Consider the following 26,935-nt stretch of genomic DNA (forward strand, 5'->3'; position numbering starts at 1 on the left):
AAATTTTATAACTAATCTGTAATGCGTTGGTAAGAAAAACGTCTAAAAAAGGGAAACATACTGTAAATGAAATCAAAAATCCCTTTTATTTTAAGACTTACAGTCGCAATAATTCTCATCCAAACATTACGGTTTAAGTTTACAGCACATCCAGATAGCGTTTATATCTTTGAACAAGGTGGTCTAGAGCCATATGGTCGAATTGGTATTGGCATTCTTGAACTAATAGCCGGAATACTTTTACTAATACCTAAAACTGTTTGGTTAGGAGCTATACTAACTCTTGGTATAATTGGAGGTGCGATCTCAATGCATCTAACAAAAATAGGCATCGAGGTAAACAATGATAAAGGCACGCTTTTTATAACGGCTATTACCACATTCATACTATCAATAATAATTTTATATCTGTACAGAAGAGATATACCTTTCCTGAAATCAAGAATTTAATCACGCAAAAAACTGAACCTTTTTGTTTCTGATTTTTGACTGAAAATAGAAGAAGCTAAATGCTAATATGAAAAGAAATGTTTGTGCTACATTCAGAAAAGCATTTTCTGATTCCGTAATGTAAAAATAAGCTACTTGAATGACTTCTGAAAACACAAGACAAACAGAACCAAAAAATAAAAATAGTGATTTTTTGTTGTCGTTATAAAAGTAACTAATAAGGCAAAATGTCAACAATAACAGCATTACGATGTTATAAATAAGTTCTATAAAAAATAAAAAGGAATCTTCAACATACGGATTAACAATAGTCAAAAGAACATAAATTATATAAACATTTAAAGCACTTAAAACTACCAAATGAATTTTGTAATTTTTTAAGACAGCTTTTAAATTAAAAGTTTTGACTACTTCAATAAGTAAAAAGATATAGGCTGCTATATATAATAAATTCCCAGAAGTATAATAAAAGTCATCAAATTTCAAAATTTCATCATCCGTCATGGTGTTAAAATCAAAAAGTAATTCTGAAAACACTATCAGTTCTGAAACAGAAAATAGAATTAAAAACCATGTAAAATAAAATGATTTTCGATTGACTGATACAAAATACAATAGGGTGAAAGTCGGGACAATTAAAGCTTTAAATTTTTCAGAAATTAAACTAAGCCCTAGAAATTCATAAGCGGTAAATGCTATACAAAGCATTATGATCAACCCAATTAATATATTAGACTTCTTTATTCCCATTATTAACATTTACTGAAAGCAAATATATACAAAAATTACAATTAATCGATAAAATTATACACTTTAACGATAAAAAGCTTTATTTATACTCTTTCTAAATAATCATATCCAGAAAATCTTGTTCAGATATTATAGAAATACCAAGCTTTTCAGCCTTATCCCTTTTACTGGGACCCATGTTGTCGCCCGCAACTACAAAAGAGGTTTTTGAAGATATAGAGGATGAAACTTTCCCGCCATTATCTTCAATGAGTTTTTTAAGTTCATTCCTTGAAACCGATTGAAAAACACCAGAAACCACAAAGGTCTTACTAGCCAATTTATTGGTTAAAATCCCTAAAACTTGTTCAAGATTGAATCTTAAATCTATAATTATTTGTTCTTGTTCTTTTAAAAGTTTAAAAGGTTTTGTTTCCTTCTGTAGTTTCTTTCTTTTTATTGGCATGATTGAGTCACTTATCAGAGATAAATTCACATCATCTATTTCTAATAATAACTTTGAAAAAATCTTACCACAAACAAAAGCGTCTTCCAATGCATTATGATAATTATTTTGTTCTATTGAGTAGTAGTCTGCCAACGTACTTAATTTATAATCATCCAATTCTAATACTTTTCTGGATAATCTCAATGAGCAAAAACATTTGCTAATTGGATTTTTTAAGTTATACCGCTCAAGTGAATAATTAAGAACAGATATGTCAAAACTTGAGTTGTGTGCAATTACAATTTTATCTTTAAAAAAATGCTCAACATCTACCCAGATCTTATCAAACTCACGCTCATTTAATACATCACATTTTCTTATACCGTGGACACCAACTGCATAAGGATTAAATTTTTCAATTTTAGGATTAATAAGAGAATAATACTCATTAACTACTTCTCCATCATTAAACTCAACAATACCAATAGAGCAAGGAGCTTTACCGCTTGCTGTTTCAAAATCAAATGCTACGAAATTATTAATCATTTTAATAAGTCATAAAATTCTTCCTCACTTATCATCTTAATATCATTCTTTTCTGCTTTCTCTTTCTTACTTGGTCCCATATTCTCTCCAACAATCAAATAAGAGGTGTTTTTAGACAAGGAACTCACGTTCTTGCCACCATTTTCTTCAATAATTTTTTTAAGTACATTTCTTTCAATAGAAAACTTACCAGAAACAACAAAATTAAGTCCTTTAAGCTTTTCAGATAACAATTCTTTCTTTTCAACTTCAAAATTAAGTCCAGCCTCCTTAAGTCTGGCTATTATTTTACTATTAGCTTCATTACTAAAAAAAGATAAAATGTTACTAGCAACACTTTCACCAATATCTCTTATTGAAGTCAATTCATCAAAGCTTGCTTCAACCAAACTATCTAAAGTTAAAAAGTGATTTACTAAATTTTTTGCACTTACTTCACCTACATCTCTTATCCCTAAAGCATATAATACATTTTCAAAAGGTCTTTTTTTGGAAGTCTGAATTGCTTCAATAATTTTTTCTGCATTTTTTGATTGAATCCCAACTCGGTTTCTATCGGATACTTTCACTATAAAGTCTTCAAATTTCTCATGCCTTTTGAACCTATTTAAACTCAAAGCTTCATCTATAAAATCAATATCTAGACTATTAATCTCAAACAAGTCTAAAGTATCTTTAGGATATTTTAAATCTAGGAGTAAATTAAAGGACACATAGTCGCTAAATGAATAATAATTTGACAGCTCAACAGTATGAATGGTCTTGTTAAGCATATCAATTAACCTTTCAAACTTTCTTTCTTCTACACCTTCAGGAAGTTTTTTTAAATTAAATATTTCCATAATATCAGAAACACTTTCAGCTATTAAATCTGAATGGGTTCTGGATAAATTACCCCAACCCTGACTTAAACCAAAAATTGCTTTTCCCAGAGGCACTTGTAATTGATTGTTTTTCTTTAGACCTGCATCTGGATTATCAAGCCACATTCTTAATCCTTCAATTTCCTTTTGTTTTAAGAAATATAAATCGGAGTAATTATTTACCTTATCATGATGAAATAACAATTCAACTGTTCCTTTTCCCAAGCCATCAATATCCATAGCTTTTCGACTAATAAAGTGTTGAATACGACCAATTATCTGCGGTTTACAACCATTATAATTAGGGCAATAATGTTGCGCTTCGCCTGCTTGTCTTATTAATTCGGTTTCACATTCAGGACAATGCGTGATATATTGTGTTGGTGTTGAATTAGAAGGTCTTTTAGATAAATCAACAGCAATTATTTTAGGAATAATCTCGCCACCCTTTTCAACAAAAACGGTATCGCCTTCTCTAATATCTAACTTTTCAATTTGATCGGCATTATGTAATGAAGCCCGCTTTACAGTGGTTCCTGCCAATTCAACAGGCTCTAAATTAGCAACAGGTGTAATAGCTCCGGTTCGTCCTACCTGATAAGTTATTTCTAAAAGTATAGTTGATACTTGTTCGGCTTTAAATTTATAAGCCATAGCCCAACGTGGTGCTTTTGCCGTATAACCTAATTCATCTTGGTGCTGCAAACTATTAACTTTTACAACTACGCCATCAGTTTCATAAGGCAAATCATGTCTTTTAACATCCCAATATTCTACAAACTCTAAAACCTCATCTATAGAGTTGGCGAGTTTAGCAGCATTAGGTACTTTAAATCCCCAAGCTCTAGCTTTTTCCAGACTTTCAAATTGGGTTTTTATACCTAAATTACTACCTGTAATATTATATAATAAACACTCTAGAGGTCGTTTGGCAACTTCAGCACTGTCCTGAAGTTTTAAACTGCCTGAAGCGGTATTTCTTGGATTTCTATAGGGCTCCTCACCTATTTCCTCACGCTCCTCATTCATTTTGTTAAATCCTTCAAAAGGCAACACAATTTCACCGCGAATATCAAATTTTGGTGGATAATCACCCTTTAATTGCAACGGTACGGATTTAATAGTTTTAACATTTGCAGTCACATCATCACCTTGAACACCGTCGCCTCTAGTAACAGCACGTAATAAACTACCATTTTCATATGTCAGACTAATTGAAGCACCATCATATTTTAGTTCACAAGTGAACTGAATAGGACCATCAATCATTTTTTTTAAACGTGTTTCCCAATCCAATAAATCCTCTTTAGAATATGAATTATCCAGAGAATACATGCGATGCTCATGTTTGACCGTTTCAAAATTTTTAGTAATGGCACCTCCAACACGCTGTGTTGGTGAATTGGCATCAGCAAATTCAGGATGTTTAGCCTCTAATTCCTGCAATTTCTTGAGTTTCATATCAAACTCATAATCACTAATAGTAGGATTATCTAACACATAATAATTATAATTATGTTGACGTAATTCTTCTTGTAAACTCTTTATTTGATCCTTAATTGTCATTCTAAATTTTTGACGCTTTTATAATTCTATCGTTTCCAAAAATATCTTTAATCAATATTATTTTTTTTAATTTAAAATCTGCCAGAAGATGCTTCATTTCTTCACCAAGATATTGATTAATTTCAAAAAACAACTGACCTCCATCTCTCAAATTATTAACAGCAAGCGTTGTAATTGCTTTATAAAATATCAAGGAATCATCATTTGGTACAAATAGTGCTACATGTGGTTCAAATTTCAGTACATTATCCTTTATTTCCTGTTTCTCCAATTCTCTTACATAAGGTGGATTTGAAACTATAATATCAAAGTTTTGAGATGAATTTATTAATTCAGGATGTGAGGGATTTAAAATATCATCCTGAATAAAAGTGATATTTACAGCGTTTAACTCTGCGTTATATTTTGCGATTTTTAGTGCCTCCTCTGATACATCTACCGCAAAAACTTGAGAGTTTTTATTGTTTTTTGCCAGTGACACGGCAATACAACCTGTCCCAGTTCCTATATCTAAAATTTTAATTGACTTATTGGATTCATCCAAAATGATAGTTTTAAGAATCTGCTCTACAAGTTCCTCTGTCTCTGGTCTTGGTATTAAGGTATGTTTATTAACTTTAAAAGGTAATCCAAAAAACTCGGTTTCACCAATTATATACTGAACGGGCTCATTGTTTTTAAGCCTGGATAGCGCTTCGAAGAGGGGTTGTTCTTCAGATTTTGATAATGTTAAATCTGGTTCTAACACAAGTGCAATTCTATTTAAATTTAAATAATGTTTTATCAGTATATTGAAAAAACTATTCACTTCATCTACACCATAAATAGTATCAAGTTCGCTATGAAAAATAAGCTGTATATCCTTTAGTTTCATAAAGTCAACCTATTTCAAATCCTTTAACATCCAAACATTGCAAGAGTAATGACCTGTGTCACCCATTGGTTTATCTAACATTTCAAAACCTACCTTTTTATATAGTTTTCTAGCATCTTTCATGTAAGGCATGGTTTCCAAATAACATGTATCATAACCGAACAGCTTTGCTCGCTCTAAACAAATAGTCATCATTTTGGTTCCCAAGCCTAAACCTCTTGCTTCGGGCAAAAAATACATTTTCTGTAGTTCACATGTATTTCCTTCAAAATTATCAAGTGGCGAAATACCTGCACCTCCAATAATCTTTTCGCCATCGTCAATTACAAAATAAGCAGCTTTGCATCTATTATATGTTTCAGCCATTTTATCCAATGCTTTATCAGCATAGGCAGTACCAACTTTAGGAACACCAAACTCAATTAAAACATTGCGAATAACTGCAGCTATTTGTTCATCATCTGCTTTCGCTATTTCTCTAATAACAATATTATTATTGCTCACTTTATTGTTCTATTTTTATGGCTTCAAAATTCGGGATGAAGATACATGAAAAATACATAAAACGCTGTATTGAAATTGCCAAAAATGGATTAGGATCCACAGCTCCAAACCCTATGGTTGGCTGTGTAATTGTCCATAATAATATTATAATTGGTGAAGGGTTTACGAGTCCGTTTGGTGGTAATCATGCTGAAGTTAATGCCATTCAATCTGTTACGGATGAAACACTTTTAAAAGAAGCCACCTTATATGTTACATTGGAGCCTTGTAGCCACTATGGAAAAACGCCTCCCTGTAGTGATTTAATAATTGACAAGCGAATACCCAATATTGTCATTGGAACTATTGATACGCACAGTAAAGTTGCTGGTAACGGCATAAAAAAACTGCAAGCTGCTGGCTGTGATGTTACAGTTGGTGTTCTTGAAAATACATGCAAAAAGCATCATAAAAGATTTTTCACCTTTCACAACAAGAAAAGACCCTATATCATTTTAAAATGGGCAGAGACATCTGATGGCTTTATCGCTCCAAAAACAAAACCAGACAAAAAACCAGTATGGATTACAAATCCTTATTCAAGGCAGTTAGTTCATAAATGGCGTGCGGAAGAACAAGCTATTTTAATTGGCACAAATACTGTTATAGAGGACAATCCCAGCTTAACAGTAAGATTGTGGACTGGTAAGAATCCTATTCGAATTGTTCTAGATAGAACTCATAAATTATCAAAAGACTACGCTGTTTTTAATAAAGAGGCTGAAACTATAAGAATCACTGAAAAAGATATTAATTTCAATGAGAGTTTAGCGTCCAATATTTGTAATTATTTGCATTCAAAAGATATCCAGTCTGTAATAATTGAAGGCGGCAGCAAAACATTACAAACCTTTATTGATGAGAATGTTTGGGATGAAGCTCGTGTTTTTACAGGAACCAACACTTTCAAAACCGGTGTAAAAGCGCCCGTTTTTAAGGGAAAATTAATGTCTGAAATTCAAATTTTAGATGACACCTTAAAAACCTATCATAATAAGCTTACTGATTTCCACAAAATATGACGAAGATAAAAACACTAATATTTGACTTTGGTAATGTCTTTATTAATTTGGATAAAGAAGGTGCCATGCAAAATGCCTTAAGTTTATTTGAATTAGATGAATTTCCAGATGAACTAATCGCTATTAACACTCTTTATGAACAAGGCCTCATTTCAAGTGATGAGTTTTTAGAATTCTATCAGGATAACTTCCCGAAATTATCCAGAAAGACCATTTTAGATGCTTGGAACATTATTTTAAAAGACTTCCCAAAACACAGGCTCGAATTTATTCAAAAACTCGCTAAAGAGAATCAATACAAGCTTATTCTTTTAAGCAATACCAACGAATTACATATTAATTGGATAAAAGAACATGTAAGTTTTTACAATAACTTCAAAGCTAGTTTCAATCAATTTTATCTGTCGCATGAAATCGGATTAAGAAAGCCCACTAAAGATATTTTTCAATTTGTTTTAGATGAAAATGATTTAGTAGATCAAGAATGCTTATTTATAGATGACACGAAAGAAAATACAGATACTGCCATTAAAATGGGTTTTCACACATGGAATATTGATGAAACATCACAAGATGTAAGCAATTTGTTTTCTATAAAATCTGATCTGTTTTGATATATCTACTCTTCAGCATATTATCATCCACAGCAATATTTATATTATTCAAGCTATTTGACAGGTATCATATGAATACCTTGCAAGCTATAGTAATGAACTATATTACTGCTTTCTTTTTAGGATTGAGTTTGAGTTCAAAACCTTTCAACTTGTCTGAAATTGTAGAATCATCTTGGTTTTATGGAGCTATTGGATTAGGAATGTTGTTCATAATCATATTCAACATTATGGCTATTGTTTCACAACGTAATGGCTTATCTGTTGCATCTGTAGCCACAAAAATGAGTGTTGTAATTCCTGTAATTTTCGGAATTTACGTTTATGATGAAAGTACGGGCTTACAAAAACTATTTGGTATCATTTTAGCCTTATTTGCAGTAGTTCTAGTTTCTATCAAGCCTAAATCTAATATACGATTAAAACACAATCTACTATTCCCTTTTTTAGTATTTTTAGGTTCAGGGGTTATTGATACATCCATAAAATATTTAGAAACATTTTATATTGAAGATAACGGCATTCCTTTATTCTCAGCTACTATTTTTGGTTGTGCCGCAATTATTGGAATAATTATTTTGACTATAAAAAAAATAAAAAGACAATTAAAATTTAATAGATTAAGTCTGTTAGGTGGATTTGTTTTAGGAATTGTTAATTACGCTTCCATTTACTACTTACTCAAAGCTCTAGATCATGAGTCATTAGAAAGTTCAACTATTTTTACCGTTAATAATGTAGCTATTGTTATGCTTTCAGGATTAGTAGGCTTAATCTTGTTCAAAGAAAAATTATCATCAAAAAATTGGTTAGGAGTAGGTGTTGCCATCCTTTCAATACTATTAGTTACTTTAGCATAATTTGAAAATAAAAGATACATACAAAACAATAAAGGCTGCCTCTCCTGAAGTACTCTTCAAAGACAAAAACAGTAAGTTTTTTGGTTATGCCTTTCCTATTGATTCTGAAGATGCAGTTAAAATGCATTTAGAACATTTAAAAAAAGAACACCACACGGCAAGACATTGGTGCTATGCTTATCAACTAGGTAAAACTGAAAAAACCATACAGTTTAGAGCAAATGATGATGGTGAGCCCAACAACAGTGCTGGAATGCCCATATATGGACAAATACAATCTTATGAGGTCACTAATATTCTAATTGTTGTAGTTAGGTATTTTGGAGGTGTGAAATTAGGTGTTAGCGGATTGATTAATGCGTACAAAACCGCTGCACAAATGGCTCTTGACGCTTCACGGATAATAACCAAGACAATCAATGTAAAATATGTCATTTCATTTGATTACAAGAACATGAATAAGGTGATGCGCATTATAAAAGAGCGAAACCTAAAAATAATTAATCAAAAACTAGAATTATCCTGCGAAATCACTATCGTAATTAGATTGAACGAAGCAAAATCTGTGTTCGAATCCTTTAAAAATCTCTACGAAGTTGAGATAAAAGAATTAGACCTCTAATTTTTCTAAAATGTAATCTGGACATTTAATAGGTCTTTTTGTTTTCATATCTATAAATGCCAAAACGGTATTGGCGGTCAACAAAAGCTCATTAGACTCATTATAAATTTCGTATTCAAATTCAATCTTTACCGAAGGCAGTTTTGGCAGTATAGTTTTCACTTTAATTACCTCGTCATAAAGTGCTGACTTTTTGAATTTTAAACTCATGGAAATTACGGGTAACATAACACCGTCATCTTCCATTTGCTTATATGAAATTCCTTTCTTTCGCAACCACTCTGTACGGCCCATTTCAAGGTACAGGGCATAATTGCCATGATGTACAACACCCATTTGATCGGTTTCACCGTAACGCACTCTTATTGGGATTTCATCGAAAAACATAGGTCTTATTAAATATTTTTTTGTAGTTTAGGCATGGCTTTAAACATGAGAAAAAAATTCTAGAAATTCAATAGCTATTCATTTTTTTTTTTAGAATTTTGTTCACATATTTGTCATGCTAAAAATCAACGAGGGAAATCCACTTCTCTTATACTAACTAACTAGTAAATTTTAACTTTTATAATGAGTAAAACTGCGCAATCGGTATGGGAAAATTGTCTTGAATTCATAAAGGATAATATACAACCGCAAGCATACAAAACATGGTTTGAGCCTATAGTAGCAGTTAAATATGCTGACAATGCCTTAAGCATTCAAGTTCCAAGTAAATTTTTCTATGAATGGCTAGAAGAACATTACGTTAAGATTTTAAAAGTCGCACTTACCAAACAATTGGGTGAAAATGCCAAATTGGTTTATATAATCAAAATGGAAAATACCTATGGCAATAAACAACCATTTACTGAAAAAATACCAAGTACCAACAGATCAGCTGTAAAAGCTCAAGATGTTGATATACCTTTAAATAATAAAAGTCCTGAACTAAAAAATCCCTTTATAATACCAGGAATTCGAAATGTAAAAATCGAATCACAATTAAATCCGAGTTATAATTTTGAAAATTTTTTAGAAGGTGACTCAAACCGATTGGCTCGAAGCGCAGGTTTAGCTGTAGCGGCAAAACCTGGAGGCACATCGTTTAATCCGTTATTGATTTTCGGTGGTGTTGGATTAGGAAAAACCCATTTGGCTCATGCTATTGGGGTCGATGTAAAAGATAAATATCCAGAAAAAACTGTTCTGTATATTTCAGCTGAAAAATTCACGCAACAATATATAGACTCCGTAAAAAAGAATAACAGAAATGATTTTATTCATTTTTATCAAATAATTGATGTTCTCATAATTGATGATGTTCAATTCCTTTCGGGAAAATCAGGAACTCAAGACGTTTTCTTTCATATTTTCAATCATTTGCACCAAAACGGCAAGCAGGTCATTTTAACTAGTGATAAAGCACCTGTTGACATGCAAGACATTGAACAACGTTTGTTGTCACGATTTAAATGGGGGCTTTCAGCTGAATTGCAAAGTCCTGATTTTGAAACCCGTGTTTCTATTCTTAAAAACAAGCTCTATCGCGATGGCGTTGAAATGCCAGATGAAATTATAGAGTATGTTGCCAAACATATAAAATCTAACATTCGTGAATTAGAAGGTGCCATTATATCATTGATAGCACAATCGTCATTCAATAAAAAAGAAATCACTACTGAACTTGCAAAACAGGTCGTAGAAAAATTTGTCAAGAACACTAAACGTGAAGTATCCATAGACTATATTCAAAAAATTGTGTCAGACTATTTCCAAATGGATATAGATACCTTGCAATCCAAAACACGTAAACGTCATATTGTTCAGGCTAGGCAGTTGGCCATGTTTTTTGCCAAAAAATTTACTAAAGCATCCTTGGCGAGCATTGGTTCACAAATAGGAAAGCGCGACCATGCAACGGTACTTCATGCGTGCAAAACGGTTGATAATTTATCATCTACAGACAAACAATTTAGAAAATACGTTGAAGATTTAACAAAAAAACTTTCGGTTTAAATCAGTTTAATTATGACTAAAATCCTTATGGTATGTTTAGGTAATATTTGCCGATCACCATTAGCTGAAGGTATTTTAAAATCTAAACTTCCAAATTCAAAATTCAAAATTGATTCGGCAGGAACTGGAAATTACCATATAGGAGATTTACCAGATCAGCGCTCCATTAAAGTTGCCAAAAAATATGGGTTGGATATTACAGATCAAAGAGGCAGGCAGTTTTCAGTTAACGATTTTGATGATTATGACCTCATTTATGTTATGGATGAGTCAAACTTTGAGAACGTTATAAAACTTGCTAGAAATACTCATGATATAGCAAAAGTGAACTATATTCTAAACGAAATTTATCCAAACCAAAACCATAGTGTCCCTGACCCTTACACGGGTGGTATTCAAGGCTTCGAAAACACTTATAAAATGTTAGATGAAGCTTGTGAACAAATAGCTAATAAGTTGCTTAATAATTCTTAACAATCATTATTCACTTCATATTATTTTCTTTTTTCGTAATTTGGTTGACCAAACGCTAAACATATGAAAACGAAAAAAATCCTCCCCCTTATTCTAATTTGCCTGATGAGCATTACGTCTTTTTCTCAAGAAATTGACCTTGAATTGTTTGCTTCTGGTTTTAATAGTCCTGTAAGCATTAAAAATGCTGGGGACAATAGATTATTTGTTGTAGAACAAGATGGTATAATAAAAATAGTAAATTCTGATGGTTCCGTAAATGCAACTCCTTTTTTGGATATTGACGGTCGTGTCATTGACACTGGAAATGAGCGTGGCCTTTTAGGCTTGGCTTTTCACCCACAATATATGTCAAATGGTTTTTTCTTCGTTAACTATATTAATAATAGTGGTGATACGGTAGTTTCTAGATTTATTACCAATCCTCCAAATGGCGATGTTGCCGACCCAAATACCGAAGAAATTTTATTAACGATTAGCCAACCATTTTCAAACCATAACGGTGGTGATTTAGCATTTGGAAGTGATGGCTATTTATACATCGCTACTGGTGATGGCGGTTCAGGTGGCGACCCAGATAATTATGCGCAAAACTTAAACTCTTTACTTGGGAAAATGCTACGTATAAATATCAATAACGCTGAAGGCGGCAATAATTATGCTATTCCAGCAGACAATCCATTTGTTGGAAATGCAGGGGCTTTAGATGAAATTTGGGCTTACGGACTAAGAAACCCTTGGCGTTTTTCATTTGACAGTGAAACAAATGATTTATGGATAGGTGATGTTGGACAAGGTGCTATTGAAGAAATAAACTTTGTAAGCTCAACATCTGCAGGAGGTGAAAACTATGGCTGGCGTTGCTATGAGGGTAATTCTACCTATAACACTACTGGTTGTCCTGACATGAACACCCTAACCTTTCCTGTAGCTCAATATAATCATTCAGGGAATGGACCATTTAAATGTTCTATTACTGGCGGCTATAGATATCGTGGGACAGCTTTTCCTAACTTTGTAGGACTCTATTTTTTTGCTGATTACTGTAGTAATGAAATTGGCTTTTTAACACCTAACGGAAACGATTGGGATTTAACTTTTTCCAATCAATTTACAGGTAATGGCTGGACAACTTTTGGAGAAGCTATTAATGGGGAACTTTATATAGCTGGTCGAAATTCAGGAAATGTCTATCATATAATAGATGCAAGTTTGAGTGTGAATGACTATACCAAATCAACCATTAAAATGTACCCAAACCCAGTTGATGATATTTTAATTTTTGAAACATCAACAGCAAGCAACCCTATCAAGTCCATTATTATTTATGACCTACAGGGTAAAATTGTTAAGGCTTTTGAAACCAATTTATCAAACCGGATTGAAATACGTACCAAAGATTTGGCAAATGGTTTATATCTTACAGAGATATCTTCTGGTAATTCAGAAAAAGAAATAAAAAAACTGATCATTAACCAATGACAAACACATTTGGTAAACTTTATTTAATCCCTACAACCTTGGGAGACAATAATCCTTTGGAAGTCCTACCTGTCACAGTTAAGAATACCATTGAAAAGACAAATGTTTTTATTGTTGAAAATGAAAAGTCAGCCAGGCGTTTCATAAAGAAAATTACACCAAATAAAAAACAATCAGAGCTAAAGCTTTATACACTTAACAAGCACACCGAAGCATCTGAACTACCAACTTTTTTAAGTGCTTGTTCTCAAGGCATTGACGTTGGGTTATTATCTGAAGCTGGCTGTCCAGCTATCGCTGATCCTGGTGCAGATATCGTTAATATAGCTCATAACGAAAACATAACTGTAGTACCGCTTGTTGGACCTTCTTCTATTATAATGGCATTAATGGCCTCTGGAATGAATGGACAAAGCTTCGCTTTTAATGGTTATTTACCTATTGACAAACAAGAACGTAAAAAAGAACTAGTTCGTTTAGAGCGCTTATCGCAGCAACAAAATCAATCGCAATTATTTATTGAAACACCATATAGAAACAATGCAATGCTAGAAGACATTTGCAGTTGTCTAAACGAATATACTCTTGTATGTGTAGCTTGTGATATTACATTACCAACGGAATATATAAAAACGAAAACAGTAAAAGAGTGGAAAAAAAATAGTGCAGACTTTCATAAAAGACCTGCACTATTCATAATCTATAAATATTAACTATTTTTAAGCTTTTAATTCCACTTTAGCTTTTCTGTTAGGTTTTATCAGAGTTGTGTCATACCCTGAAAACTTTTTAATATAATACTGAATAGTTGTACCATAAGCGTCTGCAAATATATCTGCACCATAGCTTCTTAAATACTTTTTCACATTACCTGGACCTGCTAAATGTGCAGCGGCTAAAATTCCTGATTCAGTAATGTTGATACCATTTATGGTTTTACCTACATATTTTTCAATATCCTTTCTTAAAATCCATTTATTACGTTGTGCATTTGCTACAAACGCTTTTTCTTGAATTTCAGGGTTTTGTAAAAAATGTGTTAGGTTATAGATACCAATCATTTTTAAAGTTTCCTTTCCAAATTGATATTTACCTAAATAACCAAAAGTATTAACTGTAAAATAATCTCCACCAGACTCTTTAAAGCCTAAAGCCTCTTTAAAACCAATAAATGATTTTCCTAATGTAGGCGAAAACGGCTTATAAGCTCTTTCTAATGGAAACATTTGAGAAGATTCTGTTGTTTCAGAATCTGTTTCATCATGATAAGCTAAATCTTTAGCTGAATAATCATTTTCTGTAATCGCTTTGTTCGATTTAAACGAACTGAATAATAAGACACATATTGTAAGCGATAGGGCAATTAAACTTCCAATATTTTTTCTCATAATTTTTAAATTTCTTCAACGCATTTCTTGAGGGAAAATTGCTTTGAAATTTCAGCCTGCAAAGGTAGGACGTTTTTTTAAATATTGAAAATTAATCGTTTAAGTGCCTTAAAAGTAGATTCCGTGTAGTAAAATGCCGTTTTCTTCGTTGAACTCCAATGCCGGAAATGGCACTTTTATCGTGTTAAAAATGTCAAAAATCGTCTTTAAAACATGAGAATTTGTATCAATTCTGCTTAAGTCAATATCCAAACTAAAGTAGTATTGCCGCACTCTATTTTGGTCTGCAAAAAGTCCATTTATACTTTCATCTTCACCTGTCAACATACCATCAGCTCCATAGCCAAAAGCTACATTTAACCATTTTGGTATGCCATTGCCTTTAAAAAATGAATGCAAGTTAAAACTCAACCAATACGTTTGACCGTTATAGTCTTTTAAAAATTCTTGAGAAAGCCCCTCTCCCAATTTATCAGGTCGCTGTGAAGCATATTGTGTTCGATGAAATGAGTATTTAAGGGTCATACGCTGCTCTTTCCAAAGTAATTCTTGGCCAATATACAATCCAGTTCCAGCCGCATTAGCCGCCATGTCACCCCAAGAAAAGCCCCATTCTTCAGAAAAACCATCAAATATCTCAATAGCCGTTAAATAGGCAAAACCTAAAGTCCCTCCGTATATTAATTGTTGTTTTTTGCTGACACCGCTCCAGTTTAAAACATTTGCTCCCAACCGTCCCAATTGATAAGATGTATAAACATGACCCAACTTATCCATTTGAAGCCACTCACTATTATCATTTAGTGTATGGAATTTTGAGCGCGGATAATCTTTATACCATAACTGGTCTAAAGCAATTAGAGAAGCTACACCTAAAGTCGCCTCTGTAATTACCACAGTATTTCTTCGAGATTTGTTTAAGGTGTCACTAGGTTTAAGGAATAGATTAATCTTGGATTGAGAAAAAGTAAAAGTCACAAATAGAAAAAATACAATATATACAACCTGTTTTATCACTATATCCTAATTATAAATCCCTTGTGAAGACAAATAACGTTGATACTCTCTAGCATTTGCATTATGTTGACTCAAAGTCTTTGCAAACTTATGATATCCAACACGCTTGGCATCAGCAGCAAAATATAGATAATTATGTTTTTCATAATTTAAAACGGCTTCTATTGCCGAAATATCTGGCATAGCTATTAATCCTGGTGGCAAACCAGCATACTTATAGGTGTTATATGGTGATTCTATTTCTTTATGCTTGTTTAAAACACGTTTAATAACCGTATTTTGATATTCAGGTAATTGATAAGCGGCAAACTTCAAGGTAGGATCTGCTTGAAGAGGCATACCTAATTTTAAACGGTTAACATAAACACCAGCTACTCTTGGTTGTTCTTCTTTCTTTTTAGATTCTTCATAAACAATTGACGCTAAAGTCATCACATCGTTTTGAGACATATTCAAGTTTTTGGCTTTAGTTATTCTTGCATCAGTCCAGAATCGCTGATATTCCATTAGCATACGTTCTCTAAACTGTTCTGCCGATGTATTCCATTCAAATTGATAGCTATTGGGCAAATACATCCCCAAAGCTGTATAGTTAGAAAATCCATTTTGAGTTAAAAAGGCTTCATCCTTCATAGCTTTTATCAAAGATGTACTATCTGTCTCTATTTGTGAACTTACTCTACCAGCCAATTTTTCTAAAGATTCTTGGTTGTTAAAAACTACTGTTATCGGAATGTTGTTTATTCTTATGGAATTAATGATATCATTATTACTCATTCCTTTTTTTATGGCATATCGTCCTGCTCTTACGTTACTAGTATATTGTTTACGTTCTGCAAGTGCATCAAACTTATCAATATCCTTTAGCAACGGAACTAATTGTTCACGAACCTCATCATAAGTAGCGTTAGTAGGAATATATATGTAGGCTTTCTCATTATTAAAAGCTGTATTAGGTTCAAACATGGCACTATATACATAATACGCAAAATAGGCCGCCACTGCCAAACCTATTAGAGCTATTGCCCAAAGTATTTTCTTTATATACATTTAACTCTTTATTAATTGTAGTAAATATTCATTTTCAAAAGTGTTGCCGTTAAAATTCCAATCTCTTTTTAGACCAACAGGAACAAAACCTTGATTTTTAAACAATTGTACACTCATATTATTGTTTTCAGAAATGTTACAATAAAGTTGATGCAATTGAAGCTGATTAAAACAATAATTAATTAATAATTTTAACGCCTCTTTCCCAAAGCCCTTTTGCCTATCAGATTCAGATTTTATAAGAATACCTATTCCAGCTCGCTTATTTTTAAAATCAAAATCAAATAAATCTATTAAGCCAAGAGCTTGGTCTTCAAAATCAGAAATTACTAATCGCAATTGTTTTACTTCATAAATGTCTTTATATGCATTGTCTAAATATTCTTTTATTAAATACCTAGAATAAGGTGTCTGTGTATTACTCAATTCCCAAAGAGTTTCATCATTTTCAATGGCATAAATAAATTCCAAATCTTCTGGCTCTAAAGCTCTTAAATAGATATGCTCGCCTCTTAAAGTTACCATGTCATTTCACCTTTAAAGATCATATTAGCTGGCCCTATTAACCAAATATCATTGTATCCTTCATTATTTTCTTTAAATGTAACCGACAACTCACCTCCTGGTGTTTGTAGAGTTACAAAATTACTTGCTGTTTTACCTATAGCGTGCATAGCAAGTGCAACAGCTGTGACACCTGTTCCACATGAAAGAGTCTCGTCTTCAACACCACGCTCATAGGTTCTAACTGAAAAATTGTCATTTGAATTTTTAGAAACAAAATTCACATTACTACCTTTCTTGTAATAAGGCTTTCCGTAGCGTATTTCAGAACCTATTTTCTTGACATTTAATTGATCTAAATCATCAACCAACTCAACGTGATGTGGCGATCCAGTATTCAAAAAAACATGCTTTTCATATTTTTCTGTAGTAGATACATCCTGCATTTGCAAGCGTACTAATCCATCCTCAATAATAGCCTCATGCCTGCCATCTATTGCCATAAAAGAAGCTTTACTTTCCACAATACCTAACAAATTAGCAAAGGCTACAATGCACCTTCCTCCATTACCGCACATGGAACTTTCATTACCATCAGAATTAAAATACACCATCTTAAAGTCTAATGTCTCATGATTATCCAACAAAATCAAACCATCAGCACCTATGCCAAAACGTCTGTCACATAGCATCTTAATACGTTTGGTATTATTTTTGTCGAATAGTAATTGGCGGTTATCAATGATAATAAAGTCATTTCCCGTTCCTTGATATTTATAAAATGTAAGTATCATAAGCTTGGCAAATATATGAATATTATGGTGTTTATTGCTATGTTAAACAGTCGTTAAAAGTGGCGTTAAAAAAAGTTAAAACTTAAAAACTGAATCAATAAAAATTTAATTTTAATCGTTATTCATTTAATAAAAACAATTTAGAACATGAAAAAAATTTTAACATTAGTCCTTGTTTCTGTATTAGGTGGATTTATAACATTATCTGCTTATAAACTATTACTTGAAGATAAGTATACAGAAGAGATTAGTAGCATTCAAAATCAACCAAACTTCATTCCTACTAATTATTACAAAACAAATTTAGCATCGGCAGATGAACAGCCAAGTTTTGTTGAAGCTGCTGAAAAAACGGTTCATGCCGTAGTGCATGTTAAAAATACAGCTGTGGTTTCAAGTCCTAACACTTTAGAAGACTTCTTTTTTGGTAGACGCTCACAAAGAGCACAAGTAGGTACTGGAAGTGGTGTCATAATTGATAAAAACGGATATATCATTACCAACAATCATGTGATTGATGGCGCCAGAGAAATATCTATAACTACCAACGACAATAAAATTTATGAAGCGCAATTAATTGGTACAGACCCCAAAACCGATATCGCACTTTTAAAAATTGAAGCTGATGAAGATTTACCATTCGTAACGTTTGGTGATTCTGATCAGGCCAGAATTGGCGAGTGGGTTTTGGCAGTTGGTAATCCATTTAACCTAACCTCAACTGTTACAGCTGGTATTATAAGTGCGAAATCCAGAGATCTTTCGGGTCAAAATTACCAATCATTTATTCAGACAGATGCAGCCGTAAATCCAGGTAATTCTGGTGGCGCATTGGTTAATAATAATGGTGAATTGGTCGGGATTAATACTGCTATATCATCACAAACGGGTTCATACATTGGTTATTCATTTGCTGTGCCTAGTAATATTGCCAGAAAAGTGGTTGAAGATATCATGGAATATGGTAATGTTCAAAATGGGATTTTGGGCGTAAATGGTATTGGTCTGAATGGCATTACTTCAGAAAAATTAGATATAAATACTACGGAAGGTTTTTATGTAAGTTCGGTTGATGAAAAATCTGGTGCCAAAGAAGCAGGAATAGAAAAAGGTGATATTATCACACAAATTGATAATGTAAAAATATCAAAATTTGCTGATCTCACTGGTTACTTAAACACTAAAAGACCAGATGATGTAGTGAGCGTTTCTATTTTAAGAGGTAATAGTAAAAAAACTCTTCCTGTGACCTTATCTAATATTGAGATAATGACCACAGAATTTTTGGATATTCAAGTTAGGAATATTTCAGATGAATTTAAAGATGAATACAGTATTGAAAGCGGTGTCCTAGTTACCAAAAATGATAATTATTGGTTATACAAAAACATTGGTTTAAACAAAGGATTCATTATTACCGAAATTAATGACACGAAAATCAATAGTATTGATGACATCACAAGGCTAAAAAGTAAATATGGCAGCAAACTTGCCGACAATATTGAAAAAATGAGCGTTATTAACCGTAATGGTCAAAAACACAGTTATATTTTTAGATAATGCATTTTAAAAATCCTTAAATCCCTTTAACAAATATTAACGTTAAAGGGATTTTTTATTTTATAAAAAACCAAACGAAAACGTTTGAAATATCTTATTTTTGCAAAAAATTTAAAACAACACACTAAAATTTTAAACAATGAGTTTTAACGAAACTTATGAAAGCGAATTAGCATTTCAGGCAGACCGCAGAAGAGCCACAGTTGAATTTATCAAGATTGTAAGTGATTTATGGTATGATAAATCTATTGAGTTGGTACTTTTCAGAAACCAATTAATTGACCGAAATGTTAGTGAAATTCTAAACTTGCATGAATACGCATGTGAGTTTGTGCAAAAGCCAATTTCTATTTTTGATTCAGTTGAAATTGCTCAAGCCATTAAAACATTAGACTTACCACCTGCCAAATTAGATATTGGTAAATTAACTTATGAATATCACTTGGAGGAAAAGAAATTCAGTAATGCTTTAGCCTTTGTTGCTGACAAGTTAAGTGATGCAAAAACTGAAAAAGCCATTCAGCCGAAAGATGTTGTATTGTATGGTTTTGGAAGAATTGGTCGTTTAGTTGCTAGAGAATTAATGACTAAAACAGGAAAGGGTAGCCAATTACGTTTAAGAGCTATCGTAACGCGTGGTGACATTAATGAAACCGTTTTAGAAAAACGCGCTTCATTATTACGCAATGATTCTGTTCATGGAGATTTTTCAGGAACCGTAGTTGCTGATGTAAAAAACAATGCTTTAATTATTAATGGAACAACTGTTAATATTATTTCAGCAAATGCTCCTGAAGATATTGATTACACTTCTTATGGTATTAATGATGCCTTGGTTATTGACAACACAGGTGCCTTTAGAGATAAAGAAGCTTTATCACGACATCTAACTTCAAAAGGTGCTAATAAAGTATTATTAACAGCTCCTGGAAAAGGCGTTCCAAATATTGTGCATGGTGTAAACCAAAAAGACCACAATCCTGATAGTGTTGATATTTTTTCAGCTGCATCTTGTACAACCAATGCTATCACACCAGTTTTAAAAGCTGTTGAAGATTCGTTTGGTGTAAAAAGTGGTCATTTAGAAACCATTCATGCTTATACCAACGACCAGAATTTAGTTGACAATTTTCATAAAAAATACCGTCGTGGTCGTGCCGCTGCATTGAACATGGTAATAACTGAAACTGGTGCTGGAAGTGCTGTTGCCAAAGCCTTACCTGAATTGGAAGGTAAATTAACATCAAACGCTATTCGTGTTCCTGTACCTAATGGCTCTCTAGCTATTTTAAATTTGGAATTGGAAAAAGAAACATCTGTTGATGGTATCAACACCATTCTAAAAAAATATGCGCTTGAAGGTGATTTGGTTGAGCAAATTAAATACGAATTGAGTGACGAGTTGGTTTCTAGTGATATTGTTGGTAGTTCTGCTCCTGCAATTTATGATAGCAAAGCAACCATTGTACGTCAAGATGGCAAGAATGCTATATTATATATTTGGTATGATAACGAATATGGTTACAGCCATCAAGTTATCAGACTAGCAAAATACATAGCCAAAGTAAGACGTTTTACATATTATTAGTAGTTATATAATCCAAATAATATTTTTAGTCGTATATAAAAAAGAGCCTCACAATGTGAGGCTTTTTAATATTACTGTTTTTAACTAAACATATTTTCTTATTTTCGTAAACAACAACACTTAACAAAAACCAAATGAAGAAGTCAAACATTTTAATTTTTGCCTTTACTTTAGTATTTCTATGTAGTTTCAACACATTACACGCCCAAACGGAACCTTCTGATGAGGAAGAAGATGTACTCTCTTTAAACAATAGCACCATTGACAATCAATTTGAGTATGTTTTAAGAAAATCTGGGAATTTCAAAGGCACAAATGGTCAAATGTATGAAGCTGTTAATAGAAACATGTTCTTAACGCTCAAAGCACACACCATTGACTCTCTAAAAACAGTACGCAAAGATTTATCTGATACTGAAACAATAGTAAATACACAAGCCAAAGAAATTAATGAATTAAAAACCAATTTAGCAAGTACACAAGCCACTCTAGACGCTACCAATAAAGAAAAAAATAATATGTCTTTATTGGGATTACAAATGAGTAAATCAAGTTACAATGTACTTATGTGGTCCGTAATTGCAGGCTTGCTTGCATTATTATTATTCTTTATATATAAATTTAAAAACAGTAACGCTGTTACAAAAGAAGCCAAAAAGAATCTGGCTGAAATTGAAGAAGAATTTGACGAACACAGGCGCACAGCTCTCGAACGCGAGCAAAAAGTTAGACGCCAATTGCAAGACGAAATTAACAAGCAAAAAATGGGTAATTAAACCTCTTTTTAGAATACAAAAAAATCTGCAAATGCTAGTCTGCAGATTTTTTTTGTTCAACATCAAAATCGTAATTTATCTTTCGTTTTAAATAATCTTTTAAGGGTTCTAAACCTATTGTTTTTCTTCGCTTATCCACAAATTCTGGATCTTTAATAGGAAATGGTTCAAGCGTCTTGTCTTGTCTATATCGAAACTGCATACCATATAATTGCAATTTCCCGTCATTTACAAGTATTCTGTCTTGAATTTTAGCAAATTCTGTACAACTACCCTCTCCTTTTAAACAAGAATTCTTAATTCTGTCAATATATTTTTTTCGAATGGAATCATTTTCATGATGATTAATACATAATAAAGGAGCATCTGCTGCTAATGAGCCAACTATAGAATATTTTGGCCAACCATAAGTATTAATCAAATGTTGTATTTCTTTAAAATTGTTTGATACTAATTGTTGTTTTAGTTCTCCCAAAGGATAATACCAGTGTGGTACATATTTTTCTGACACATAAAAGCGTCTCGCTTGTTTTATATAGTAATCCAACGCTTGGTCTTTTATTATAACTTGCAAAAGCTTTTTAGCATATTCTGGTTGTGCTAGCTTTCCATTATACTCCTGAAATTTTTCAAATTGTTTGTTTTCGATATCTTCCCAACGATCATCATCAATCAAGGCATATAAATCTGAATCGGTTAATGGTCTTAACGAATGATTGCTTTTAAGCGCTATGTTCAAATAGTAAAAAGCACTATCTTTTTGATAAGTTAAAGCAAAAGCACATGCCAAGCTATAAGTGTTTATTGAATCTTTGGGAGCTTTTACAAATGATTCTTTATAGGCTGCAATAGCAGCTTCCAAATCGCCTTCTTGTTTTAAACGATCACCATTAGAGACAGTAACTTGTGATAAACAAGTATGGCTTATTACAACAAAGGCAGCAATATCAATAACATGTTTCAATAAAATCATGATGGCGTGTTTATGGAGTTAAATATTCCTTTAAGCATTTTGCAAACCATAAAAAGAACAACTCCCAAAACTGGTGTAATTAGTGTAAAGGAAATACCTTGAAATATAAGGTTTGGAGCTCCACCACCAGATTTTCCGATAAAATAGAAACTATGCATTAAACCCAATAACAATGATAAAACTGCCGATGTAATGATCCAAAAAGCGGCACTATCAATCCGATTATTATGATATTCAAGCTGCGTGGCTTCCCTTTTGTTTTTCGATTGTACTTTCTTTGTAAAATGGTATAAAGCCATTCCAATAAAAATGACAAACACTACAATAAATTTTAAATCACCGCTTGTTATAAATTCTGTAAAAGGCATTCTCATAATAGTATAAGTTTTAAGTTATGGTGCAAATCTAAATCTATAAGCCTTCTGTTTTCTTCTTTTGCGATGGATGACGCTTTAAACAAGCGTTTTTAAAGTTTTATAGTATTTATTGCATACCATGTTAAACTCCTTGTTAATTTGGTTATTGATCTCTGTTTTATAGGCAAGGAAAAAATCTGACGGCTAGTATTGATAAATTTTTATTTTGGTCCGTATTGATTTTCACAAAAACTTCATCGAAGTTCGTTACTTGTGCTGAATTGACTTCAGTAACTCCTGATATAAATCATTAAAACGATATCATATCAATAAGTTTTAAGCACACTAGACTCGACTGAATAAAGGATACGTTATACTTAAAATCTAATAACAACTAAGTCCATATCTATCAAGTATTCAAAGGACTGCCACAGATGTCATAAAGATGTCATAAGCTTGGCGCAAGTGTCATCACCCATTGTGTTTAATTTTGTTCACTGAACATTAAATACAAATCAATGAATAATTTTTTTACAACACTCACTTTTCTTTTCATTACATATTTTAACTTTAGTCAAAGTTATGAATCAAAAATTGATTCTATAGTTTCCCTACAATATAATGCTAATGATCCTGGCATTGCAATTTTGGTAGCTAAAGACGGTAAAGCCATTTATAAAAAAGCTTTAGGAAAATCAAATTTAGAATTAAATACACCTATAGAGATTAACAGTGTATTTCAGATTGGTTCCATCACAAAACAATTTACTGCAGTTTCAATTTTAATGCTTGCAGAGCAAGGTAAGCTCAATATCGAAGATAAAATAGGAAAATATATTCCTGAATATGCAGAGCTTGGAAAAAATATTACCATTCATCATTTATTAAATCATACTTCGGGAATAAAAAACAAAACACTCTTAAGTGAAAAGAATTACACGTCAAGAGTAGATAGGTCTCCAAAAGAACTTATTACCTATTTTAAAGATGAACCATTGGAATTTATGCCTGGTGAAAAATTTAAATACAGTAATGCAGGTTATATTTTATTGGGACAAATTATTGAAACAATTTCCAAGCAATCTTATGGACAATTTATTCAAGAAAAAATCTTTGATAAAGTAGGAATGAGTTCGTCCTACTATGGAAATATGAAACATATTATTCCATACCAAACTAAAGGTTATATAGTTGAACAAAATGATTATATAAACGCAGATTATATGAGCTTGTCATTAGCGTATTCAGCAGGTGCAATATTATCTACAACGGAAGATCTTTTAAAATGGCAAAATGCATTACATTCAAACACTCTTTTAAATGAGTCTAGTATAAAGCAAGCAATGACGCCAACCCTATTAAATAGCGAAAAAAAAATACCATACGGATATGGATTTCGGTTTTCAAGATTGGGAAATTCTCCTGTAATTGCTCACACAGGAAGCACAAAGGGGTTTACCAGTATTGCTCTGTTTTTACCTAAAGAAAACGTATATATAACTGCATTAACGAATTGCAATTGTAAAAATGTAAACAACGTTGCAAAACAAGTTGCAGAATTATTTGTTACTAGCCCTGACGCAAATAAAGTTTCAGCAGCAATTAAAATCACTAAACAAGAAAGGAAGTCTATTGCAGTTCCCGCTGAGATATTGAATAACTATACGGGTACTTATGAGGTTAAACCAAACGTAAACCTCACAGTCGGTTTAGATAACACAAATCAATTATACTTATTAGCTCCAGGTCAAACAAAAAAGGTTAAACTTTTTGCTGAAACTCAAAATCATTTTTTTGTAAAAATCGTAGATGCAGAAATCACGTTTAATAAAAATGAGACGAATACTATTATTAGCTTAACAATGAATCAATCTGGTCGTAAAATTATCGCTAAAAAGAACTAGTATGAAAAATAAAGAAAAAACTAGTTTGCAGCAAGGCATATATTATGCTAAAACCCCTATAATAATTGCACTAATCCTAACACCTGTTAGATATTGTTTGGAATTATTGGGATTGCCTGAATATTCTATTTTTATTATTGGGTTACTTTGGCTTACGTTAGGATTTGCAATATATTTAGGTATTAAAATAGCTAAACTTAAAAAAGCATTCAAGATTCTTTTTTTTAGTTTACTTATTTACTCACCTGTTTCAAGAATTCCAGTTGCCATACTTTGGTGGGTAGATACAAAATGGGAAATTGGTACTCATTATGGACTATATTTTGATAATTTTGGGCAAGCGCTATTAAATCATGTTATATACGGGTCGTTAGTTCAATTGATTCCTGGATTTTTATTAGGAACATTAACCATCACAATAATGAGGTACAGAAAAACTCTAACTAAAAAGAAATCTTTAGAAAATGGATAACAACTATTTGGCTTTAAGAGTAAAAGAATTAAGAAACCAGAAAGGAATGTCTCAAGAATTTCTAGCAGAAGAATCTGGTTTAAGTTTACGAACTATTCAACGGATTGAAAAGGGTGAATCAAACCCTACAGGTGAATCATTGAAGCGATTAGCAAATGCTTTAAAAGTAAATCCTGATGAATTAATTGATTGGTCTATAAAAGAAGACAAAAAGTATTTAACGTTTATGAATCTTTCAGCTCTAACATTTCTGTTCTTTCCATTGCTTGGGATTTTAATTCCATTCATATTATGGACATCACGAAAAGGAAAAATCAAAAACATCAATAAATTAGGAAAAGATCTAATCAATTTTGAGATAACTTGGACATTACTTCTGTTTTTTATTCCTTTTTTATGGTTTCTCTTTTCAAAAATTGGAATATTAGAAAGTTTTACTCTAAGCAAGATTTTCATTATTATTGGAGTTATGTACTTTATCAATTTGATCTTAATATTACTAAATTCAATAAGAATCAGTAATGAAAAGGATATAATCTACAATCCGAAAATTAAATTTTTAAAATAAAAGCCAGCGTACAACAACTTGTATAATGCTTAGCTGGCTAAGTATTAATTGGTAAAATAATCTTACATTTATACTGATTCTTGAGCAGAAGGGTCCTGCGGACTTTCCCGAAACGAAATCATATACTAGATCGTTAACGAAAATTCAAAATTAACAATCCTGATTTCACCAAACATTTCAAGTATATTTGCATTTTAAAGCAAGACTATGCGTATTGATATCATTACCGTTTTACCAGAATTACTTAAAAGTCCGTTTGAGGCGTCTATTTTAAAGCGTGCCATTGAGGCCAATTTAGTAGAGGTACATTTTCATAATCTTCGGGATTATACTACAGACAACTATAAATCTGTAGATGATTACCAATTTGGTGGTGGTGCAGGTATGGTCATGATGATTGAACCCATAGATAAATGTATTTCAGGTTTAAAAGCCGAGCGTAAGTATGATGAAATAATCTATATGACACCAGATGGCGAAACCTTAAATCAGGGCATTGCCAATCAAATCTCGCTTAAAGAAAACATAATCATTCTTTGCGGACATTATAAAGGTGTGGACCAACGCGTGCGTGATCATTTTATAACTCGTGAAATTTCTATTGGTGATTATGTACTTTCTGGTGGCGAATTAGGTGCAGCTGTTTTATGCGATGCGGTTATCAGATTAATTCCAGGTGTTTTAGGTAATGAGACTTCTGCCCTAACCGATTCGTTTCAAGACAATCTATTGGCTCCACCTATTTACACAAGACCTCGCAGCTATAAAGGCTGGGATGTTCCGGAATTGTTATTTAGTGGTAACTTTCCTGAAATAGAAAAGTGGCGCGAGGATCAAGCCTACAAACGCACAAAAGAAAGACGTCCTGATTTATTGGATGATTAAACTCTTTAT

At 32.3% G+C, this 26,935-nt stretch carries 28 protein-coding genes and 2 pseudogenes; 16 read left to right on the top strand and 14 right to left on the bottom strand.

The annotated features are described in order from the left end of the window. The first annotated feature begins 66 nt into the window (after nt 1-66). Nucleotides 67-450, top strand: coding sequence for a DoxX family membrane protein (locus tag HGK31_RS11400; protein ID WP_191860032.1), 384 nt, complete (start codon nt 67-69; stop codon nt 448-450). Here the strand turns inward: HGK31_RS11400 and HGK31_RS11405 are convergent, their stop codons facing one another. From HGK31_RS11405 to HGK31_RS11425, 6 genes and pseudogenes are all read right to left on the bottom strand, one after another. After that, nucleotides 451-1,200: a hypothetical protein gene (locus tag HGK31_RS11405; RefSeq protein ID WP_191860034.1), complete on the bottom strand. Its 750-nt coding sequence runs from the start codon at nt 1,198-1,200 to the stop codon at nt 451-453. 94 nt (nt 1,201-1,294) lie between these two features. Next, nucleotides 1,295-1,525 (bottom strand): annotated as a pseudogene (locus HGK31_RS14745) (BRCT domain-containing protein); the annotation flags it as partial. Nucleotides 1,526-1,597: 72 nt separating this feature from the next. After that, nucleotides 1,598-2,173, bottom strand: a pseudogene (locus HGK31_RS14725) (exonuclease domain-containing protein); the annotation flags it as partial. Further along, nucleotides 2,170-4,602, bottom strand: coding sequence for an NAD-dependent DNA ligase LigA (gene ligA / locus HGK31_RS11415; RefSeq protein ID WP_191860038.1), 2,433 nt, complete (start codon nt 4,600-4,602; stop codon nt 2,170-2,172). The gene ligA and the pseudogene HGK31_RS14725, both read right to left, overlap by 4 nt. A 1-nt stretch (nt 4,603) precedes the next feature. Continuing rightward, nucleotides 4,604-5,476: a peptide chain release factor N(5)-glutamine methyltransferase gene (prmC, locus tag HGK31_RS11420; protein WP_191860040.1), complete on the bottom strand. Its 873-nt coding sequence runs from the start codon at nt 5,474-5,476 to the stop codon at nt 4,604-4,606. Nucleotides 5,477-5,485: 9 nt separating this feature from the next. Further along, nucleotides 5,486-5,980 carry a GNAT family N-acetyltransferase gene (locus tag HGK31_RS11425; RefSeq protein ID WP_191860042.1) on the bottom strand — a complete coding sequence of 165 codons (495 nt, stop codon included), beginning with the start codon at nt 5,978-5,980 and terminating at the stop codon, nt 5,486-5,488. Nucleotides 5,981-6,015: 35 nt separating this feature from the next. Here HGK31_RS11425 and ribD point away from each other — a divergent pair, with 35 nt between their 5' ends. The 4 genes from ribD to HGK31_RS11445 all read left to right on the top strand — a co-directional run bounded on the left by ribD (nt 6,016) and on the right by HGK31_RS11445 (nt 9,137). Then, on the top strand, nt 6,016-7,041 hold the full coding sequence (gene ribD, locus HGK31_RS11430; protein WP_191860044.1) for a bifunctional diaminohydroxyphosphoribosylaminopyrimidine deaminase/5-amino-6-(5-phosphoribosylamino)uracil reductase RibD: 1,026 nt from the start codon (nt 6,016-6,018) through the stop codon (nt 7,039-7,041). Next, entirely contained in the window at nt 7,038-7,655 is a 618-nt protein-coding gene (locus HGK31_RS11435; RefSeq protein ID WP_191860046.1) for an HAD family hydrolase, read from the top strand. The genes ribD and HGK31_RS11435 overlap by 4 nt, the downstream gene beginning before the upstream one ends. A 95-nt stretch (nt 7,656-7,750) precedes the next feature. Further along, nucleotides 7,751-8,515, top strand: a complete 765-nt coding sequence (locus HGK31_RS11440; RefSeq protein ID WP_317169737.1) for an EamA family transporter — start codon at nt 7,751-7,753, stop codon at nt 8,513-8,515. A gap of 1 nt (nt 8,516) precedes the next feature. Beyond that, nucleotides 8,517-9,137 carry an IMPACT family protein gene (locus HGK31_RS11445; RefSeq protein WP_191860049.1) on the top strand — a complete coding sequence of 207 codons (621 nt, stop codon included), beginning with the start codon at nt 8,517-8,519 and terminating at the stop codon, nt 9,135-9,137. Here the strand turns inward: HGK31_RS11445 and HGK31_RS11450 are convergent. Beyond that, nucleotides 9,126-9,524, bottom strand: a complete 399-nt coding sequence (locus HGK31_RS11450) for an acyl-CoA thioesterase (RefSeq protein ID WP_104736121.1) — start codon at nt 9,522-9,524, stop codon at nt 9,126-9,128. The two genes, HGK31_RS11445 and HGK31_RS11450, sit on opposite strands and share 12 nt — an antisense overlap. A 183-nt stretch (nt 9,525-9,707) precedes the next feature. Between HGK31_RS11450 and dnaA the strand changes: the two genes are divergently transcribed. From dnaA to HGK31_RS11470, 4 genes are all read left to right on the top strand, one after another. Beyond that, complete coding sequence (dnaA, locus tag HGK31_RS11455; protein ID WP_104736122.1) at nt 9,708-11,135, top strand: chromosomal replication initiator protein DnaA; 1,428 nt, start codon at nt 9,708-9,710, stop codon at nt 11,133-11,135. Nucleotides 11,136-11,147: 12 nt separating this feature from the next. Continuing rightward, complete coding sequence (locus HGK31_RS11460; protein ID WP_233451097.1) at nt 11,148-11,609, top strand: low molecular weight protein-tyrosine-phosphatase; 462 nt, start codon at nt 11,148-11,150, stop codon at nt 11,607-11,609. A gap of 105 nt (nt 11,610-11,714) precedes the next feature. Then, a complete protein-coding gene (locus tag HGK31_RS11465) occupies nt 11,715-13,091 on the top strand; it encodes a PQQ-dependent sugar dehydrogenase (RefSeq protein WP_233451102.1) in 1,377 nt (458 codons plus the stop codon). Continuing rightward, nucleotides 13,088-13,804, top strand: coding sequence for an SAM-dependent methyltransferase (locus HGK31_RS11470; protein WP_191860053.1), 717 nt, complete (start codon nt 13,088-13,090; stop codon nt 13,802-13,804). Before HGK31_RS11465 ends, HGK31_RS11470 begins: the two co-directional genes overlap by 4 nt. A 6-nt stretch (nt 13,805-13,810) precedes the next feature. On the opposite strand, the gene HGK31_RS11475 is transcribed toward HGK31_RS11470, so the two are convergent. The 5 genes from HGK31_RS11475 to dapF form a co-directional block, all read right to left on the bottom strand. Continuing rightward, complete coding sequence (locus tag HGK31_RS11475; RefSeq protein WP_191860055.1) at nt 13,811-14,479, bottom strand: peptidoglycan-binding protein LysM; 669 nt, start codon at nt 14,477-14,479, stop codon at nt 13,811-13,813. 108 nt (nt 14,480-14,587) lie between these two features. Beyond that, nucleotides 14,588-15,499, bottom strand: a complete 912-nt coding sequence (locus tag HGK31_RS11480; RefSeq protein ID WP_394368043.1) for a DUF2279 domain-containing protein — start codon at nt 15,497-15,499, stop codon at nt 14,588-14,590. A gap of 3 nt (nt 15,500-15,502) precedes the next feature. After that, on the bottom strand, nt 15,503-16,546 hold the full coding sequence (gene mltG, locus HGK31_RS11485; RefSeq protein WP_191860057.1) for an endolytic transglycosylase MltG: 1,044 nt from the start codon (nt 16,544-16,546) through the stop codon (nt 15,503-15,505). Continuing rightward, nucleotides 16,547-17,071 (bottom strand): GNAT family N-acetyltransferase, encoded by a 525-nt coding sequence (locus HGK31_RS11490; protein WP_191860059.1) that lies wholly within the window; start codon nt 17,069-17,071, stop codon nt 16,547-16,549. After that, complete coding sequence (dapF, locus tag HGK31_RS11495; protein WP_191860061.1) at nt 17,065-17,844, bottom strand: diaminopimelate epimerase; 780 nt, start codon at nt 17,842-17,844, stop codon at nt 17,065-17,067. The genes HGK31_RS11490 and dapF overlap by 7 nt, the downstream gene beginning before the upstream one ends. A 147-nt stretch (nt 17,845-17,991) precedes the next feature. On the opposite strand from dapF, the gene HGK31_RS11500 reads away from it, so the two are divergent. From HGK31_RS11500 to HGK31_RS11510, 3 genes are all read left to right on the top strand, one after another. Then, entirely contained in the window at nt 17,992-19,404 is a 1,413-nt protein-coding gene (locus HGK31_RS11500; RefSeq protein WP_191860063.1) for a trypsin-like peptidase domain-containing protein, read from the top strand. A 139-nt stretch (nt 19,405-19,543) separates the two neighbouring features. Beyond that, complete coding sequence (locus HGK31_RS11505; protein ID WP_191860065.1) at nt 19,544-20,992, top strand: glyceraldehyde-3-phosphate dehydrogenase; 1,449 nt, start codon at nt 19,544-19,546, stop codon at nt 20,990-20,992. A gap of 134 nt (nt 20,993-21,126) precedes the next feature. Continuing rightward, on the top strand, nt 21,127-21,768 hold the full coding sequence (locus HGK31_RS11510) for a tRNA (guanine-N1)-methyltransferase (protein WP_191860066.1): 642 nt from the start codon (nt 21,127-21,129) through the stop codon (nt 21,766-21,768). A 34-nt stretch (nt 21,769-21,802) separates the two neighbouring features. Here the strand turns inward: HGK31_RS11510 and HGK31_RS11515 are convergent, their stop codons facing one another. Beyond that, complete coding sequence (locus HGK31_RS11515) at nt 21,803-22,741, bottom strand: DUF6624 domain-containing protein (RefSeq protein WP_191860068.1); 939 nt, start codon at nt 22,739-22,741, stop codon at nt 21,803-21,805. Beyond that, nucleotides 22,738-23,115 carry a MotA/TolQ/ExbB proton channel family protein gene (locus HGK31_RS11520; RefSeq protein ID WP_191860070.1) on the bottom strand — a complete coding sequence of 126 codons (378 nt, stop codon included), beginning with the start codon at nt 23,113-23,115 and terminating at the stop codon, nt 22,738-22,740. Before HGK31_RS11520 ends, HGK31_RS11515 begins: the two co-directional genes overlap by 4 nt. 500 nt (nt 23,116-23,615) lie before the next feature. On the opposite strand from HGK31_RS11520, the gene HGK31_RS11525 reads away from it, so the two are divergent. The 4 genes from HGK31_RS11525 to trmD all read left to right on the top strand — a co-directional run bounded on the left by HGK31_RS11525 (nt 23,616) and on the right by trmD (nt 26,926). Beyond that, nucleotides 23,616-25,001, top strand: coding sequence for a serine hydrolase (locus tag HGK31_RS11525; protein WP_191860072.1), 1,386 nt, complete (start codon nt 23,616-23,618; stop codon nt 24,999-25,001). A 1-nt stretch (nt 25,002) separates the two neighbouring features. After that, complete coding sequence (locus tag HGK31_RS11530; protein WP_191860074.1) at nt 25,003-25,473, top strand: hypothetical protein; 471 nt, start codon at nt 25,003-25,005, stop codon at nt 25,471-25,473. Continuing rightward, nucleotides 25,466-26,041, top strand: coding sequence for a helix-turn-helix domain-containing protein (locus HGK31_RS11535; RefSeq protein WP_191860075.1), 576 nt, complete (start codon nt 25,466-25,468; stop codon nt 26,039-26,041). The genes HGK31_RS11530 and HGK31_RS11535 overlap by 8 nt, the downstream gene beginning before the upstream one ends. Nucleotides 26,042-26,248: 207 nt before the next feature. Continuing rightward, on the top strand, nt 26,249-26,926 hold the full coding sequence (gene trmD / locus HGK31_RS11540; RefSeq protein ID WP_191860077.1) for a tRNA (guanosine(37)-N1)-methyltransferase TrmD: 678 nt from the start codon (nt 26,249-26,251) through the stop codon (nt 26,924-26,926). The last annotated feature ends 9 nt before the right edge of the window (nt 26,927-26,935 follow it).

It is taken from the genome of Hanstruepera ponticola, from assembly GCF_012931685.1.
GTDB classification, from domain to species: domain Bacteria; phylum Bacteroidota; class Bacteroidia; order Flavobacteriales; family Flavobacteriaceae; genus Hanstruepera; species Hanstruepera ponticola.

Coding starts and splice junctions, on each gene's coding strand:
- HGK31_RS11400 (WP_191860032.1), top strand. CDS start 67: ATGAAATCAAAAATCCCTTTTATTTTAAGACTTACAGTCGCAATAATT.
- HGK31_RS11405 (WP_191860034.1), bottom strand. CDS start 1,200: ATGGGAATAAAGAAGTCTAATATATTAATTGGGTTGATCATAATGCTT.
- ligA (WP_191860038.1), bottom strand. CDS start 4,602: ATGACAATTAAGGATCAAATAAAGAGTTTACAAGAAGAATTACGTCAA.
- prmC (WP_191860040.1), bottom strand. CDS start 5,476: ATGAAACTAAAGGATATACAGCTTATTTTTCATAGCGAACTTGATACT.
- ribD (WP_191860044.1), top strand. CDS start 6,016: ATGAAGATACATGAAAAATACATAAAACGCTGTATTGAAATTGCCAAA.
- HGK31_RS11435 (WP_191860046.1), top strand. CDS start 7,038: ATGACGAAGATAAAAACACTAATATTTGACTTTGGTAATGTCTTTATT.
- HGK31_RS11440 (WP_317169737.1), top strand. CDS start 7,751: ATGAACTATATTACTGCTTTCTTTTTAGGATTGAGTTTGAGTTCAAAA.
- HGK31_RS11450 (WP_104736121.1), bottom strand. CDS start 9,524: ATGTTTTTCGATGAAATCCCAATAAGAGTGCGTTACGGTGAAACCGAT.
- dnaA (WP_104736122.1), top strand. CDS start 9,708: ATGAGTAAAACTGCGCAATCGGTATGGGAAAATTGTCTTGAATTCATA.
- HGK31_RS11460 (WP_233451097.1), top strand. CDS start 11,148: ATGACTAAAATCCTTATGGTATGTTTAGGTAATATTTGCCGATCACCA.
- HGK31_RS11465 (WP_233451102.1), top strand. CDS start 11,715: ATGAGCATTACGTCTTTTTCTCAAGAAATTGACCTTGAATTGTTTGCT.
- HGK31_RS11470 (WP_191860053.1), top strand. CDS start 13,088: ATGACAAACACATTTGGTAAACTTTATTTAATCCCTACAACCTTGGGA.
- HGK31_RS11475 (WP_191860055.1), bottom strand. CDS start 14,479: ATGAGAAAAAATATTGGAAGTTTAATTGCCCTATCGCTTACAATATGT.
- mltG (WP_191860057.1), bottom strand. CDS start 16,546: ATGTATATAAAGAAAATACTTTGGGCAATAGCTCTAATAGGTTTGGCA.
- HGK31_RS11490 (WP_191860059.1), bottom strand. CDS start 17,071: ATGGTAACTTTAAGAGGCGAGCATATCTATTTAAGAGCTTTAGAGCCA.
- dapF (WP_191860061.1), bottom strand. CDS start 17,844: ATGATACTTACATTTTATAAATATCAAGGAACGGGAAATGACTTTATT.
- HGK31_RS11500 (WP_191860063.1), top strand. CDS start 17,992: ATGAAAAAAATTTTAACATTAGTCCTTGTTTCTGTATTAGGTGGATTT.
- HGK31_RS11505 (WP_191860065.1), top strand. CDS start 19,544: ATGAGTTTTAACGAAACTTATGAAAGCGAATTAGCATTTCAGGCAGAC.
- HGK31_RS11510 (WP_191860066.1), top strand. CDS start 21,127: ATGAAGAAGTCAAACATTTTAATTTTTGCCTTTACTTTAGTATTTCTA.
- HGK31_RS11515 (WP_191860068.1), bottom strand. CDS start 22,741: ATGATTTTATTGAAACATGTTATTGATATTGCTGCCTTTGTTGTAATA.
- HGK31_RS11520 (WP_191860070.1), bottom strand. CDS start 23,115: ATGAGAATGCCTTTTACAGAATTTATAACAAGCGGTGATTTAAAATTT.
- HGK31_RS11525 (WP_191860072.1), top strand. CDS start 23,616: ATGAATAATTTTTTTACAACACTCACTTTTCTTTTCATTACATATTTT.
- HGK31_RS11530 (WP_191860074.1), top strand. CDS start 25,003: ATGAAAAATAAAGAAAAAACTAGTTTGCAGCAAGGCATATATTATGCT.
- HGK31_RS11535 (WP_191860075.1), top strand. CDS start 25,466: ATGGATAACAACTATTTGGCTTTAAGAGTAAAAGAATTAAGAAACCAG.
- trmD (WP_191860077.1), top strand. CDS start 26,249: ATGCGTATTGATATCATTACCGTTTTACCAGAATTACTTAAAAGTCCG.